The following is a 15,704-nucleotide window of genomic DNA, read 5'->3' as shown; positions in this document are numbered from 1 at the left end:
GCATCGATCAAGGAAGAGTTGTGAACGACCAGTTGCAGAAATTCATGTTCAACGCGGCGCCCGTGCGCGGCGAGATCGTCTCGCTGCGCGACACCTGGCAGGAAGTGCTCGCGCGCCGCTCGTACCCGCTGCCCGTGCGCAACCTGCTCGGGGAAATGATGGCCGCGTGTGCGCTCCTGTCGGCGAATCTCAAGTTCGACGGCACGCTCATCATGCAGATCTACGGCGACGGGCCGGTCAAGATGCTGGTCGTGCAGTGCAACTCGGACCTGTCGCTGCGCGCGACGGCGAAGCTCGTCGCCGGCGCCGAAGCGCTCATCGGCGACGACATGACGCTGCCCGACCTGCTCAACCAGCACGGCCACGGCCGCTGCGTGATCACGCTCGATCCGGGCGCCAAAAAGCCGGGACAGCAGCCGTATCAGGGCATCGTGCCGCTGTCGGGCGAACATGGGCCACTCGCGTCGATGGCCGAAGTGCTGGAACACTACATGCATCATTCCGAGCAGCTCGACACGCGCATGTGGCTTGCGGCGAACACGGACCGCGCGGTCGGGATGTTGCTGCAGAAGCTTCCTGGCGACGGCGGCATCGTGCCCCATCCCGGCGAGCATGATGCGGATACGTGGCAGCGCGTCTGCCATCTCGGCGGCACGCTGTCGAGCGCCGAGATGCTCAAGGAAGAGCCGGAAACCCTGTTCCGGCGCCTTTTCTGGCAGGAGAACGTGCAGCATTTCGAGCCGGCAGCAACGCGTTTCCAGTGCTCGTGCTCGCGCGAGAAGGTTGGCTCGATGCTGAAGATGCTCGGCCGCGAGGAAGTGGATGGCGTAATCGACGAGCGCGGCACGGTCGAAGTGCATTGCGAGTTCTGCAATCAGCGCTACGAGTTCGACCCGGTCGACGTTGCGCAACTTTTTGTCGCAAAAGAACTCTCACAAGGCGTGAGCGAGGCATCTCAACAGCGGCATTGAGGCTTGATTTTCAAGGGATTTTTCGGGATCGGCCGCTTCGGGCCGCCCGCAGTTGGCATCGCCCGGACACTGCCCGCGAGTGATCTGGCACGATATGATTCGAGCCTGTCCAGTTGTCCGGCCCGGTGGAGGTCGAAATGAAAAGCGCTTTGTTGTTCCGGGGTCTGTCGGTGTCGGTCGTGGCCGTCGCGTTGCTCGCCGGTTGCATGATGGACCCGCCCGGCCCTTCGCCCATCTACAGCCGCCTGCCTGCCGCGCAGACGCAGCCGCCGCAGCCGTTGTCGAAGGAAGAGCAGGAACGTTATAACCAGATCGACCGGCAGGCGCTCGCCGAACAGCAGCAGGCCATGAGCTACGATGCCGCCGCGCAGGCGGCGTCGCAGTATTACCGGGCACCGGTCAGCGTCTACGGCGGCTACTCCACCGGCGGATGGGGCTCGGGCTGGGGAACCGGCGTGGGCTTCGGAACCGGATATCGGTGGTAAGCGGCCAGAGTTAGCGGTCCATAAATAAAAAAAGCGCGGTCGATGACCGCGCTTTTTTATCTTCAATCACTCAGCCGCTTGTTTCTTCTTCGCTGCGTCTTCCTTGTCCTTCGTGGCCTTCTTTTCAAAAGCCCGGCGCTCTTCCTTCGAGCGCGACACCGGATTCGGCACCACCCGCAACGGCGCCGCCGACACCTGGCCCCGCGTCGATGCATTCGCTCCAGGTGCGTTCGCCGAATTCACGGGCGCAGCCGAATTCGGCGCGACGAACTGCACGAAAACCTCGCTGTCCTTCACCATGCCCATCTCATAGCGCGCGCGCTCTTCGACGGCAGCCGTGCCGCTTTGCAGATCCTGCACTTCGCCCTGCACGCGTTCGTTGCGCAGTTTCAGGTCGGCGTTTTTCTGGGTCTGCTGCGCGAGCTGTCCCTGCAATTCGTGGACGCGCAGCCAACCACCGTGCCCCCACCAAAGCGGATATTGGATCAGTGCCAGCAGAAGCACGAGGACGACAGTAACAAGCCGCATTGATAGAGCCGAAATAAGCGCCGCCCTGCGTCCGGAAGACGCGAGGGCGGCGGGCTGAAAAATTAACTAACGTCCAATTCGGCTAAAAACTTTAGCGCAGGTTGTAGAACGCCGACTTGCCCGGATAGCTCGCGATATCGCCGAGATCTTCCTCGATGCGCAGCAACTGGTTGTACTTCGAGATGCGGTCGCTGCGGGAAAGCGAACCGGTCTTGATCTGACCGGCGTTCAGGCCGACCGCGATATCCGCGATCGTCGAATCTTCGGTTTCGCCCGAGCGGTGCGAGATCACGGCCGTGTAGCCCGCGCGCTTCGCCATTTCGATCGCGGCGAAGGTTTCCGTCAGCGTGCCGATCTGGTTGATCTTGATCAGGATCGAGTTCGCGATGCCCTTCTCGATGCCTTCCTTCAGGATGCGCGTGTTGGTCACGAACAGGTCGTCGCCGACTAGTTGGATCTTCTTGCCGAGCTTGTCGGTGAGAATCTTCCAGCCTTCCCAGTCGCTTTCGTGCATGCCGTCCTCGATCGAGACGATCGGGAATTTGTCGGCGAGTGCCGCGAGGTAGTCGGTGAATTCCGCCGACGACAGTTGCAGGCCTTCGCCCGCCAATTGGTACTTGCCGTCGTGGTAGAACTCGCTCGCGGCGCAGTCGAGCGCGAGCAGCACGTCTTCGCCCGCGCGATAGCCCGCCTTCTCGATGGCTTGCAGGATGGTCGACAGGCATTCGTCATTGCTGCCGAAGTTCGGCGCGAAGCCGCCTTCGTCGCCGACGGCCGTGCTCATGCCGCGATCGGACAAAATCTTCTTGAGCGCATGGAACACTTCGGCGCCGCAGCGCAGCGCTTCTCGGAAAGTCGGCTGGCTGACCGGGACAATCATGAATTCCTGAATGTCCAGGCTGTTGTTCGCGTGCGCGCCGCCGTTGACGATGTTCATCATCGGCACCGGCAATTGCATCGCGCCCGAGCCGCCGAAATAGCGGTACAGCGGCAGGCCGGCTTCTTCGGCGGCCGCTTTTGCAACCGCCATCGACACGGCCAGCATCGCGTTCGCGCCGAGGCGCGACTTGTTGTCGGTGCCGTCGAGTTCGAGCAGCGTCTTGTCGAGGAACGCCTGCTCCGACGCGTCGAGGCCCATGATGGCTTCAGAGATTTCGGTGTTGATGTGCTCGACGGCTTTCAGTACGCCCTTGCCGCCATAGCGATTGCCTTCTTCGTCGCGTAGTTCGATCGCTTCGCGCGATCCCGTGGATGCGCCCGACGGCACGGCGGCGCGGCCCATCGTGCCCGATTCGAGCAGCACGTCGCATTCGACGGTGGGATTGCCTCGCGAATCGAGAATCTCGCGGCCGATGATATCTACGATAGCACTCATGGTTTCCTCAAGAAATGACGTTGAATTCCTGCTGCCGGCGGCGGCTTTCTGCCGGCTTCACTTAAGATTTTCGAAGGAAACGGTCGCCTGAACCCTCAAATGACACAGGCCGACCGTTCAGACTCCTTCGACTACCATCAGGTTCATCTGCGCCGCGTACGCGCGCTCGTTTCGCGCGATTTCGTATTCGGCGGAATGATAGAACGTCTTTGCTGCATCGGAGGAGGGAAATTCGATGACGACGGTGCGCGCACGGGAAATGCCTTGCGTCTCGCTTAGCGCGCGATACGCGGCATGTTGATCGGGGTTCGTCATTTCCACGTTCGCGATGATGCAACCCTTCGCCACTGCGTTCTCCCCCATTTTGACGCGCCGCTTGCTGCAGCACTTTATGTGAAGCGGACGTCCGCCATGTGAAGGGGACGCCCGCTTTGATGCATCAATTGAAATCGTTCTCGAGAAACGGGCCGCGCTTGACCGCCTGGTCGAGTGCGACGAGCGTTTCCAGCAACGCTTCCATCCGATGCAGCGGCACCGCGTTCGGGCCGTCGGACTTCGCGCACGCCGGGTCGGGATGCGTCTCCATGAAGAGCCCGGAAACGCCCGTTGCGACCGCCGCGCGCGCCAGCACCGGCACGAACTCGCGCTGGCCGCCGGAACTCGTGCCCTGCCCGCCCGGCAACTGCACCGAATGCGTGGCATCGAAGACGACGGGCGCCGCGGTCTCGCGCATGATCGCGAGCGAGCGCATATCGGAAACGAGGTTGTTATAGCCGAACGACACGCCCCGTTCGCACGCCATGAAGCGATCTTCCGACAAACCCGCTTCGCGGGCGGCGTCGCGCGCCTTGTCGATGACGTTCTTCATGTCGTGCGGCGCGAGGAACTGGCCCTTCTTGATGTTCACGGGCTTGCCCGAGCGCGCGCAGGCGTGGATGAAATCGGTCTGGCGGCACAGGAAAGCGGGCGTCTGCAGCACGTCGACCACCGATGCCACCGCTTCGATTTCATGCTCCGAATGCACATCGGTGAGCACGGGAACGCCGAGCTGCTTCCTCACTTCGCCGAGGATGCGCAGGCCTTCGTCCATGCCGAGGCCGCGAAACGACTTGCCGGAACTGCGGTTCGCCTTGTCATACGACGACTTGTAGATGAACGGCACGTTCAGCTTCGCGCAGATTTCCTTGAGCCGCCCGGCGACGTCGATCGTCATTTGCTCCGATTCCACGACGCACGTGCCCGCGATCAGGAAAAACGGCTTGTCCAGCCCGACTTCGAAATCGCACAGTTTCATGCCTGCGCTCCAGCCGTGGCACGCACGGCAGCGACTGCCGGCTTCGCCTCACCCGGCGCCTCGCGATGCACGCGCGCAGCGTCGACGAACGCCTTGAACAACGGATGCCCGTCACGCGGGGTCGACGTGAATTCCGGGTGGAACTGGACGCCGACGAACCACGGATGCATCGATTGCGGCAACTCCATCATTTCCGGAAGGTCCTCGCTCGGGGTACGGGCGCTGATGATAAGGCCGCCCGCTTCGAGCTGGGGCACGAATCGGTTATTGACTTCATAACGGTGACGATGACGCTCGTTCACATCCGTGCCGTAAATGCGCGAGGCCATCGTGCCCGGCTTGATCGGGCACTTCTGCGAACCGAGGCGCATCGTGCCGCCCAGGTCCGATTCCTCGTTGCGCTTCTCGACGCGGCCCGCGCGGTCGTACCACTCGGTGATCAGCGCGACGACCGGGTTCTGCGTGTCCGAATCGAACTCGGTGCTGTTCGCGTCGGCGAGGCCGGCGACGTCGCGTGCGAATTCGATCACGGCAAGCTGCATGCCGAGGCAGATGCCGAGATAAGGCGTCTTCGATTCGCGCGCGTACTGGATCGCCTTGATCTTGCCTTCCGTGCCGCGCCGCCCGAAGCCGCCCGGCACCAGCACGGCGTCGAGGTGCTTGAGGCCCTCGACGCCTTCCGCGTCGATCTGCTCGGAGTCGATGTACTCGATGTTGACCTTGGTCGACGTATGGATCGCCGCGTGGCGCAGCGCCTCGATCAGCGACTTGTACGATTCGGTCAGCTCGACATACTTGCCGACCATGCCGATCGTCACTTCGCTCTGCGGGTTCTCCAGCTTTGCGACGAGTTTCGACCACATGGAAAGGTCGGCGGGCTGCGGCGAGAGCCTGAGTTCCTCGCAGATGATTTCGTCGAGGCCCTGGTCGTGCAGCATCTGCGGAATCTTGTAGATGCTGTCCACGTCCCACACCGAGATGACCGCGTCTTCCGGCACGTTCGAGAAGAGCGAAATCTTCTGGCATTCGTCCTCGGGGATCGGACGGTCCGCGCGACACAGGAGCACGTGCGGCGAGATGCCGATCTCGCGCAGCTTCTGCACGCTGTGCTGGGTCGGCTTTGTCTTCAGTTCGCCCGCAGTGGCGATGTAAGGCACCAGCGTGAGATGCACGAAGCAGGCGCTGTTGCGGCCGAGGCGCAGGCTCATCTGGCGCGCGGCTTCGAGGAACGGCAGCGATTCGATGTCGCCCACCGTGCCGCCGATCTCGACGATCGCGACATCCGGCTCACCGCACGTCGCCGCTGCGGCGCCGCGTTCGAGGAATGCCTGGATTTCGTTCGTGATGTGCGGAATGACCTGGACCGTCTTGCCGAGATACTCGCCGCGGCGTTCCTTGCGAATCACCGATTCGTAGATCTGGCCGGTCGTGAAGTTGTTGGCCTTGCGCATCTTCGTGCTGATGAAGCGCTCGTAATGGCCGAGATCGAGGTCGGTTTCCGCGCCGTCTTCCGTCACGAATACTTCGCCGTGCTGAAACGGGCTCATCGTGCCGGGGTCGACGTTGATGTAGGGATCGAGCTTGAGGAGGGTGACTTTGAGGCCGCGCGATTCGAGGATCGCGGCGAGGGAAGCGGCGGCAATACCTTTGCCAAGGGAAGAAACTACGCCGCCGGTGACGAATACATATTTGGTCATCGCTGGGTGCTCGCGGGAAAAACGGATTATACCGTAAAGGCGCCTTCCCACCCAGCGCCCGCGACGCGAGTTTTGCGCTGCAGCGTAGCTGCTTTCAGGCGTTCACGAAAGCGACTCCGAGAGCGCATTAAGCATTCGCTGCACTGCGCGCGCCGTGTCGATCGGCCGCTCCATCGGGTACAGATGGCTGCCCTCGATCCATTCGAAATGCTCGCCCGCGATGCGCCGCGTGAGTTCGAGTCCCACTTGCCGCACCTCCTTCGATTGCGTCCCCGCGATGAACCCGACCGGCACCTCGACGCCGCGCGCAAGCCGCGCGCCGATCGTGCGCGGCAAGGTCCGGTAGACGAGATATTCGACGTGCCGGTCGAACGCGAGCGTGCGGCCGCCGTTTGCGCCCGTTTGCGGAATCGCGAAATCGATGTAGTCGGACAGCATGCGCTCGTCCCAGCGCGCAAACGCCGGCTTCGAATGAAAGTGCCGCCACGCTTCGTCGCGGCTCGCCCACTGCGTGCGCCGGTTCTTGGTCGCGGCGGCGGGCGACAGGCGCTCGTCGAGCCCCGTCCACTGCGACACGCCGAGGAGACTGCTGCGCCAGCCGCCGATCACCGGCGAATCGAGCATCACGACGCCCTTCACCCACTGCGGGCGTTTCATCGCCGCCATCAGCGACAGGTAACCGCCGAGCGAATGGCCGACCAGCCAGACTTTCGGTTGCGTCGGCCGCTCGCCGTAGCGCACGCTGCCGATGTCGTCGAGCAACTGGTCCACGAGATGCGGCCAGTCGCGCGTGACCGGATAGCGCGGATCATGGCCGAAGCGTTCGACCGAGCGGATTTCGTAGTCGTCGGCGAGTTCGGCGAAGATCGTCCGGTAGGTCGAGGCCGGAAAACCGTTCGCGTGCGAAAAATGAATGATGTCCTTCAAGCGGTGCCGGCTCCTTGCTTTTATGTTTTGTGTTCTGGGTAAGTCACCGGTTCATCCAGTAGCGCGCGTGCGTCTGACGGTAGCGTTCGAGCGTGATCGACGACGAGACTTCGATGCGCGCGGCGCCGTCGTCGTCGCTGCGCGAGAGTTCGATCGCGCGCAGTTGGTAACGCTCAAAGACAGTCGGATGCGGATGGTGAAAACGGTTGCGATAGCCTACCTGAAATACCGCGACGAGCGGCCCGACGGAGTCGAGGAAAGGCTCGGTCGATGACGTCCTGCTGCCGTGATGCGGGACGAGCAGCACGTCCGCTTTCAGCGCCTGGCCGTCGCGCCGCAGCAGGGTGCGCTCGACGTCGGCTTCGATGTCGGCGGTGAGGAGCGCGGAGCGGCCGGCCGCGCTCGTCACTTTGAGCACGCATGACGTCGCGTTCGGCTTGACCGCAAGCGGACCCGGGTCGGGCCACAACATCGAGAACTCGACGCCGTCCCAGGTCCAGTGCTGGCCTGCCGCGCAGCGCAGCGATTGCGCGTGGCGCTCGCTGGCTGTGTGCCACAACGCGTCTCGCGCCGGCAGCGAGGCGAGGAGTTGACGCACGTCGGTCGCCTGCAATACGGCCGGCGCGCCGCCCGCGTGATCCGAATCGGAATGACTGATGACGAGGGAGTCGAGCGTCACGGTGCCCGAGGCGAAAAGATACGGCACGACGATGCGCTCGCCCGCATGCGTCGATTCGGGTCCGGGGCCGGCGTCGAAAAGCAAGGCGTGGCGCGCTGTCTCGACCACGATCGACGAGCCCTGCCCGATGTCCAGCGCCGTCAGTCGGAACGCGCCCGGTGCCGGCGCATTGGGCGCCGGAAGCACGAGGGGCAGCCACGTCAGCGGCGCCGCGAAACGCAGCGGCCAGCCACGCGGCGCGAGCGCCCACGCGACGCCGACTGCGGCCGCGGCCAGCGCGAACGGGCCGGGCTGCGGCAGGCGCCACAGCGCCCATGCGGGGCCGCAGAGCCAGGCGAGCGCGTCGCACATGATGGCAAGCAGGCCGTGCGCGGCCCGATAGGCGAAGGCGTCGAGCGGCGCGGGCAGCAGGACGGCTGCGAGCACCGTCGGCGTGACGAGCAGGCTGACCCACGGAATCGCGATGGCATTCGCGAGCGGGCCGATCAGCGGGATTTGCGAAAACCAGTAGGCGGTGAGCGGTGCGAGGCTGATCGTCACCGCGTACTGGACGCGGCCGCTCGATGCGAGGTGGCCGTGGAGTCGTCGGGCTTTGCGGTGGAAGATGGCGCGGAGGCGGTCTACGGATTGTGGCACTGGCTCACGCACGCGACCGGTGGAATCGTAGGGCACCGGGTCCGCGTGAGCCTCGCCGCCAGCGTCGCGCCAGTCGCGCCACTTCGACGCGCGCCGCCCGTACGCCGCCATCGCATACAGGATCGCCGCGACCGCGCAGAACGACAGCCAGAACCCGGCCGCCGTGACGGCCCAGGGATCGGCGACAAGCACCAGCGCAAGCGCCCACGCCAGCACCAGCGACGACGCGATCCGTCGCCCGCTGACCAACGCGATTGCGGCGAAACAGAGCATCCACAATGCGCGCTGCGCGGGCACGTTGAAACCCGCGAGACCCGCGTAGCAGGCCGCAAACACCGCAGCGCCGGCCGCCGACACTTTCGGCGCCGACACGTAGAGCGGCAACGGCACGCCGCGCCATCGCGCTCGACGCCAAACGAAGCCCGTCAGCAGCGCCGCCAGCCCCGCGACGAACCCGATGTGCAGCCCCGAGATCGCCACGAGATGGCTCGTGCCGGTGGCGCGCATGAGGGACCAGTCGTCGTCGCTGACGCCGTCCTGCGCGCCCACCGCGAGCGCCACGACGATCCCCCGATGCGGCGCATCGCCGAGCACCCGTTCGATGCGATCGCGCAGGTGCGCACGCCATCGATCGATTGCGAGCGTGATTCCGAAGGCATCGCGAGCCAGCCTCCGGGCGCTCGATGCCGCCGTCACGTATCCCGTCGCGCGGATGTCGCGCGCGAGGAGCGCCGCCTCCGCGTCGCGCGCGCCGAAGTTCGCGTTGCCGTGCGGCCGCTTCAGGCGCACTGTCAGCGACCAGCGCTGGCCGGCCTGCAACGCAGGCGGCGGCGCGTCATCGATATTCAGCCACGACAACCGCACGACGCGTGGAAAGTCACGCAATCGCGCATCGTTCGATTCGACTTGGAACAAAAAGCGCGTGCCCTCCGCGCCGATCGAGGGCAGGCCGCGAACAAATCCCGCGACTCCAATGTTGCGGGTTTCGTAGGCGATCGGCAGTTGCGCTTGCAGGCGGATTTCGGCACGCAATGCGGCATAGCCGAAGCCGAAAGCAAACGCGGCGACCGGAAACGCAACGCAGCGCCAGCGACGACACCAGCACGCCACGCAGAAGCCAGCGCACAGCACGGCCCAACCGATCCACCCCGGCAACGCGGCCTGCTGCTGCAAGCACCACACGCCCAGCGCGAAGCCAACGAGAACACCCCGCACACGCGCCCCTCATAAAGTCCGCGGCGAGCGCATCCACACCGGATGACCGCCTCATCCGGTGCCCGCATTCGACCCGCAAACGATTATGAAGAGATAAGCCCAAGCCGCGGCAGCGCGGCGTGCGCGTTAGCCGTTGTGCCTATGGAAAGCGCCTCTTCGCCGATGCCGCGCAGTTCCGCCAGCACCTTGGCGATGCCCGCGACCTGATCCGGCGCATTGCGGCCCTTGTAACACCACGAAGGCGCGATATCGGGCGCATCGGTTTCGAGCACGATTGCAGCGAGCGGCAGTTGCTCCGCGAGCCGACGAATCTGCCGCGCGCGCTCGAACGTGAGATTGCCGCCGAAGCCGAGATGCATGCCCTGCGCGATGAACGCCTCGGCCTGCTGGAAACTGCCATTGAACGCATGCGCGATGCCGGTTTTCACGCCGTGCACGCGCAATCCCTTGAGCACCTTGTCCTGCGACTTGCGCACATGGCAGATCACCGGCAGATCGAACTCGCGCGCGAGCTTCAATTGTTCGTTGTAGAAGAACTGCTGGCGCGCATCGTCGAGGGTCGGCACGAAATAATCGAGGCCGATCTCGCCGATGCCCACGAAGCGCGGATCATCGAGACTCGCTTCGATTTCGGCGCGCAAGACGCGCAGATCGTCGTCGGTCGCGCGCGGCGTGAAAAGCGGATGGATGCCGAGCGCATACGCACCCCCGTCGATGCGATGCGCGAGGGTGCGCACCGTCGCGAAGTTCGCGCGCTCGACGCCCGGAATCACGATACGCGTGACGCCCGCCCGCCGCGCCGATGCGGCGACCTCGTCGCGGTCGGCGTCGAATTCCGATGCATCGAGATGGCAGTGCGTATCGATCCACATGATGCGTTTTACACCGGTACGGGCGGCTCTTCGTGCAGCACGCCGTCGCGCAGACGCATGATGCGGTCGCAGCGCGCCGCCAGATCGGGATCGTGCGTGACGATCACGAAGCTCGTCTCCAGCGTCTGCGACAGTTCGAGCATCAGGTTGAACACAGTGTCGGCGGTGCCGCCGTCGAGGTTGCCCGTCGGCTCGTCGGCGAGCACGCAGGCCGGATGCGTGACCAGCGCCCGCGCGATCGCGACGCGCTGCCGTTCGCCGCCCGACAGTTCGCCCGGCCGATGCTTCGCCCGATGCCCGATGCCCACGCGCTCCAGCATGTCCATCGCCTGCCGGCGCGCATCGTCCTCCGACATGCGGCGAATCCTGAGCGGCATCGCGACGTTGTCGAGCGCCGTGAATTCCGCGAGCAGATGGTGGAACTGATACACGAAGCCGAGCGCGCGATTGCGCAACTCGTTGCGCTCGCGCTCCTTCAGATCCGTGAACGGCTTGCCGAGCAGCGACACGCGGCCGGCGCTCGGCTCGTCGAGCCCGCCGAGCACGTGCAGCAGCGTGCTCTTGCCCGACCCCGACGCCCCGACGATCGCCAGCTTCTCGCCGCGATGCACCTGCAATTGCGCGTTGTCCAGCACCTGAACGTTGAAGCCGCCCTGCACGAAGGTCTTCGAAATCGCCGATGCCTGCAGCACGACGTCCTTGTCATTCACATCACTCATACCGCAGGGCCTCCGCCGGACGAACCTTCGCGCCGCGCCAGCTCGGATAGAGCGTTGCGAGCGACGACAACACAAACGCGATGACGCCGATCTTCGCGACATCGGCGGGGACGAGTTCGGATGGCAGCTCGCTGATGAAGTACACCGACGGCGGCAGGAACTGCACGCCGATCAGATGCTCGATCATCGGCACGAGCCACGGAATGCTCCACGCGATCAGACACCCGAGCGTCACGCCGATCGCCGTGCCGATGAAGCCGATCGTCACGCCCTGAATCACGAAGATCTTCATGATCGAGCCGGGCTGCGCGCCGAGCGTGCGCAGGATGGCGATGTCGGCCTGCTTGTCGGTGACGGTCATCACCAGCGACGACACCAGGTTGAACGCCGCCACCGCGATGATCAGCGTGAGGATGATGAACATCATGCGCTTCTCGATCTGCACAGCGGAGAACCAGGTCTTGTTCTGCTGCGTCCAGTCGCGGATATAGAGGTCGCCCGACAGCGTGCGCGCGAGCTGGTGCGCGACTTCCGGCGCGCGCTGCATGTCCTTGAGCTTGAGGCGCACGCCGGTCGGCGCGGGCAGGCGGAACAGCGCCTCGGCGTCCTGCATCGAGATGAGCGCGAGCGTCGAATCGTATTCGTAGTGCCCCGACTCGAACACGCCGACGACCGTGAACTGCTTCAGGCGCGGCATCATGCCGGCCGGCGTGATGGTGCCTTCGGGTGCGACGAGCGTGATCTTGTCGCCGTCGGTGACGCCCAGGTTGGTCGCGAGGTCGGCGCCGAGCACGATGCCGAATTCGCCCGGCACGAGGCTCGTGAGCGAGCCGGCGCGCATTTCCTTGCCGATATCGGAGACCTGCGGCTCCAGCGACGGCTCCACGCCGCGCAGCGCGACCCCGCTCACCGCACCCTGCCGCGTGAGGAGCGCCTGCGCCTCGACGTACGGCGCGGCGCCGATCACTTCCGGGTTGCGGCGGGCTTCCTGCGCGGTCAGTTGCCAGTTGGGCATCGAACCGGTCGGCGAGAAGATTTCGACGTGCGAGAGCACGGAAAGCATGCGGTCGCGGACTTCCTTCTGGAAGCCGTTCATGACCGAGAGCACGACGATCAACGCCGCGACGCCGAGCGCGATGCCAGCCATCGAAACGAGCGCGATGAACGAGATGAAGCCGTTGCCTGTCGTGCGTTTGCCGGCGCGCGTATAGCGCCAGCCGATCTGCCATTCGTACGGTAGTTTCAAGCGGGTCCTTTGTTTGTTTATTTCCATCCACGCGCGCGAAGCGGACGGCGTTTCAGCCGGCACATCCGCAAGGTAGCTGCGCCGATCGAGTCCTTTGGGTTTTCCGGAAATATCCTCTTTCGGACGTTTCCGTACGCATTGCGGCCACCCTTTTTAATGGGTTTCTAAATGGGTTTCTAATGGGAATGGTTTTCGGATAACCAAGAAGTTTGCCATACAATGCGCACCATCATGCCGCTTCCCGACCTCCACCTCCTGCTCCCCTTCGCGCTGCCCTCGGCTGCGGACGCCGCGACCGCGCTGCACAACCTGGAGACGCCGGCCCTCGAAAAGCTGCTCGCCCGCGCGACGCTCGACGAACGCGTGATCGGCGAGGATTTCCAGCGCACCCTGCCTCACGAACGCTGGATCGCGCGCCAGTTCGGCCTCGCCAGCGCATCGGCGGACGCGAAACCGTCGGACGATGCGCCGCTCGCGCCCTACATGCTCCTCGCCGATGGCGGCACGCCTGGAGCCGCGCTCTGGGCCTGCATCGAACCCGTGCACGTGCGCATCGCGCACGATCACCTGGTGCTGATCGATCCCGCGACGCTCGACGTTTCCGCCGACGAAGCCCGCGCGCTCTTTCAGGTCGTGAAACCGCTGATCGAGGAACTGGGCGTCGAGGTCCAGGCGCCCAATGCGACGCGCTGGTACGTCTCCGGTGCGAGCCTCGGCACCTTGACGGGTGCGTCCCCATTGCGGGCGAGCGGCCGCAACATCGAGATCTGGCTGCCGCACGAAGCGAAGACCGGCGAACGCTCGCGCGCGTGGATGAAACTCCAGAACGAAGTGCAGATGGCGTGGTTCGAGCATCCGCTTAACGAAGCGCGCGAAGCGCGCGGACTGCCCGCCGTCAATTCGATCTGGCTGCACGGACAAGGCGCATTTCAGCCGGTGACGAGCCCGTTCGCCCGCGTGATGTCGGACGCCGCCGCGACGCGCGGCCTCGCGCTCGCCGGCGGCGTCGCGCCCGACGCGCCGCCGGCATCGTTCGCCGCGTTGATGGCGTCGGATAACAAAGGCCGCACGCTCATCGAACTCGATCCGTTCTCGGTGCCGTTCATCGAGCAGGACTGGGCGCGCTGGAACGCATCGCTGCAGCAGCTCGAAGCCGACTGGTTCGCGCCCGCCCTCGCCGCCCTGAACGACGGCTCGCTCGGCACCCTGCGCTTCACGCTTTGCAGCGATACCGGCTCCGTCATGCTCACGGTCACGCGGGGCAGCCTGCGCAAGTTCTGGCGCCGCCGCCCGATCGCGGCCCTTTTCATCGAATAACTCAACGGCTTACTTCGCATGACCCGAATCGTCACCCGCGCCTCATCCCCCGCCGATGCAGAAGTCCTGATGCGCCACGGCCTGCATCCGGTGATCGCGCGGCTTTACGCGTCGCGCGGGGTGTCGTCGCCGGACGAGATCGAGACCGAACTGAAGAAGATGCACGCGCCCGCCGGCCTGAAAGGCTGCGAGGATGCCGCCGTCGTGCTGGCCGACGCGCTCGCCGCGCAACGCCGGATGCTGGTCGTCGCCGACTACGATTGCGACGGCGCGACCGCCTGCGCCGTCGCCGTGCGCGGCCTGCGCATGTTCGGCGCGCAGATCGACTATCTCGTGCCGAACCGCTTCGAATACGGCTATGGGTTGACGCCCGAGATCGTCGGACTGGCCGCGCGCCGTCCCGGCGGCAAGCCCGACCTGCTGATCACGGTGGACAACGGCATCGCGAGCGTCGACGGCGTCGAGGCGGCGAACGCGCTCGGCATCGACGTGCTCGTCACCGACCACCACTTGCCGGGCGACCAGTTGCCGCCCGCGCGCGCGATCGTCAATCCGAACCAGCCGGGCTGCTCGTTTCCGAGCAAGTGCATCGCGGGCGTCGGCGTGATGTTCTACGTGCTGCTCGCGCTCAGGGCGGAATTGCGCCGCCGCAACGCCTTCACCGACGCGCATCCCGAGCCGCGCCTCGACGGCCTGCTCGACCTGGTCGCGCTCGGCACGGTCGCCGATGTGGTGAAGCTCGATCCGAACAACCGCATCCTGGTCGCGCAGGGCCTGAGGCGGATTCGCGCGGGCCGCATGCAGCCCGGCGTCGCGGCGCTGTTTCGCGCGGCCGGGCGCGATGCGCGCGTCGCGTCCGGCTTCGACATGGGCTTCGCGCTCGGACCGCGTCTGAACGCGGCGGGACGGCTCGCGGACATGTCGCTCGGCATCGAGTGCCTGACGACCGACGACATCGGCCGCGCCTGGGAACTCGCGCAGCAGCTCGACTCGATCAACCGCGAGCGGCGCGAGATCGAAGCGGGCATGCAGCAACAGGCGCTCGACGACCTCCAGTCGGTCGATGCCAGCGACCGCGCCACGCTCACGCTGTTCAATCCGGACTGGCATCAGGGTGTGATCGGGATCGTCGCGGGGCGGCTGAAGGAGCGCTTTCACCGGCCGTCGTTCACGTTCGCGCACGCCGACGGCAGCGGCGTGCTGTCGAAGGGTTCCGGGCGCTCGATTTCCGGCTTTCACCTGCGCGACGCCGTCGACCTGATTTCGAAGCGCGAGCCGGGGATGATCGTCAAGTTCGGCGGCCATGCGATGGCCGCCGGCCTCACGATCGCCACCGCGGACATCCCGCGCTTCACGGCGGCGTTCGAGGCGATTGGCCGCGAGTGGCTGACGGCGGAAGCGCTGTCGCGGGTGGTGGAAACGGATGGCGAACTGGAAGACGCGTATTTCACGCCGCAGTTCGTCGAGTTGATCGATGCTGCTGTCTGGGGCCAGGGATTTCCGGCGCCGGTGTTTTCGGGCGAATTCGACGTGGCGTCGCAGGCGCTCGTGAAGGACAAGCACCTGAAACTGCAATTGCTGCGCGGACGCCAGCGCTTCAACGCGATCTGGTTCAACCACGTCGATCCGTTGCCGGCGCGCACGACGGTGGCCTACCGGCTGGTGAGCGACACGTGGAATGGCGTCGCGCGCGTGCAGATGATCGTCGAATATGCGGGGGGGTGATCGCTGGCGCTTGGGGGT

Annotated in this window: 14 protein-coding genes; 4 read left to right on the top strand and 10 right to left on the bottom strand. The window is 65.2% G+C overall.

Annotated features, from left to right (window positions below):
* Positions 1-20: 20 nt before the first annotated feature.
* Complete coding sequence (gene hslO / locus AWB68_RS09870) at positions 21-971, top strand: Hsp33 family molecular chaperone HslO (RefSeq protein WP_087644163.1); 951 nt, start codon at positions 21-23, stop codon at positions 969-971.
* A 137-nt stretch (positions 972-1,108) separates the two neighbouring features.
* Positions 1,109-1,456 (top strand): hypothetical protein, encoded by a 348-nt coding sequence (locus AWB68_RS09865; RefSeq protein ID WP_087644162.1) that lies wholly within the window; start codon positions 1,109-1,111, stop codon positions 1,454-1,456.
* 66 nt (positions 1,457-1,522) lie between these two features.
* Here AWB68_RS09865 and ftsB read toward each other — a convergent pair whose 3' ends face one another.
* The 10 genes from ftsB to AWB68_RS09815 form a co-directional block, all read right to left on the bottom strand.
* Positions 1,523-1,984 carry a cell division protein FtsB gene (gene ftsB, locus AWB68_RS09860; protein WP_087644161.1) on the bottom strand — a complete coding sequence of 154 codons (462 nt, stop codon included), beginning with the start codon at positions 1,982-1,984 and terminating at the stop codon, positions 1,523-1,525.
* 91 nt (positions 1,985-2,075) lie between these two features.
* Complete coding sequence (gene eno / locus AWB68_RS09855) at positions 2,076-3,359, bottom strand: phosphopyruvate hydratase (RefSeq protein WP_087644160.1); 1,284 nt, start codon at positions 3,357-3,359, stop codon at positions 2,076-2,078.
* 117 nt (positions 3,360-3,476) lie between these two features.
* Positions 3,477-3,707 (bottom strand): DUF1330 domain-containing protein, encoded by a 231-nt coding sequence (locus tag AWB68_RS09850; protein ID WP_087644230.1) that lies wholly within the window; start codon positions 3,705-3,707, stop codon positions 3,477-3,479.
* Between the two features lie 91 nt (positions 3,708-3,798).
* Positions 3,799-4,653, bottom strand: a complete 855-nt coding sequence (gene kdsA, locus AWB68_RS09845) for a 3-deoxy-8-phosphooctulonate synthase (protein ID WP_087644159.1) — start codon at positions 4,651-4,653, stop codon at positions 3,799-3,801.
* Complete coding sequence (gene pyrG, locus AWB68_RS09840) at positions 4,650-6,350, bottom strand: CTP synthase (protein ID WP_087644158.1); 1,701 nt, start codon at positions 6,348-6,350, stop codon at positions 4,650-4,652. The genes kdsA and pyrG overlap by 4 nt, the downstream gene beginning before the upstream one ends.
* A 102-nt stretch (positions 6,351-6,452) precedes the next feature.
* Positions 6,453-7,277, bottom strand: coding sequence for an alpha/beta fold hydrolase (locus AWB68_RS09835; protein WP_087644157.1), 825 nt, complete (start codon positions 7,275-7,277; stop codon positions 6,453-6,455).
* A gap of 43 nt (positions 7,278-7,320) precedes the next feature.
* The gene (locus AWB68_RS09830) at positions 7,321-9,807 is read right to left on the bottom strand and encodes a DNA internalization-related competence protein ComEC/Rec2 (RefSeq protein ID WP_087644156.1); all 2,487 of its coding nucleotides are present in this window, start codon (positions 9,805-9,807) and stop codon (positions 7,321-7,323) included.
* A gap of 83 nt (positions 9,808-9,890) precedes the next feature.
* A complete protein-coding gene (locus AWB68_RS09825) occupies positions 9,891-10,679 on the bottom strand; it encodes a TatD family hydrolase (RefSeq protein ID WP_087644155.1) in 789 nt (262 codons plus the stop codon).
* Between the two features lie 8 nt (positions 10,680-10,687).
* Positions 10,688-11,398 carry a lipoprotein-releasing ABC transporter ATP-binding protein LolD gene (lolD, locus tag AWB68_RS09820; RefSeq protein ID WP_087644154.1) on the bottom strand — a complete coding sequence of 237 codons (711 nt, stop codon included), beginning with the start codon at positions 11,396-11,398 and terminating at the stop codon, positions 10,688-10,690.
* Positions 11,391-12,644: a lipoprotein-releasing ABC transporter permease subunit gene (locus AWB68_RS09815; RefSeq protein WP_087644153.1), complete on the bottom strand. Its 1,254-nt coding sequence runs from the start codon at positions 12,642-12,644 to the stop codon at positions 11,391-11,393. Before AWB68_RS09815 ends, lolD begins: the two co-directional genes overlap by 8 nt.
* Before the next feature lie 219 nt (positions 12,645-12,863).
* On the opposite strand from AWB68_RS09815, the gene AWB68_RS09810 reads away from it, so the two are divergent.
* Positions 12,864-13,961 carry a regulator gene (locus AWB68_RS09810; protein WP_087644152.1) on the top strand — a complete coding sequence of 366 codons (1,098 nt, stop codon included), beginning with the start codon at positions 12,864-12,866 and terminating at the stop codon, positions 13,959-13,961.
* A gap of 18 nt (positions 13,962-13,979) precedes the next feature.
* Complete coding sequence (recJ, locus tag AWB68_RS09805) at positions 13,980-15,686, top strand: single-stranded-DNA-specific exonuclease RecJ (protein ID WP_087644151.1); 1,707 nt, start codon at positions 13,980-13,982, stop codon at positions 15,684-15,686.
* The last annotated feature ends 18 nt before the right edge of the window (positions 15,687-15,704 follow it).

This window comes from Caballeronia choica (assembly GCF_001544535.1).
In the GTDB taxonomy this organism is placed as follows: Bacteria; Pseudomonadota; Gammaproteobacteria; order Burkholderiales; family Burkholderiaceae; genus Caballeronia; species Caballeronia choica.
Note: the sequence above shows the minus strand (reverse complement) of the source record. Positions and strands in the feature narration are given on the sequence as shown.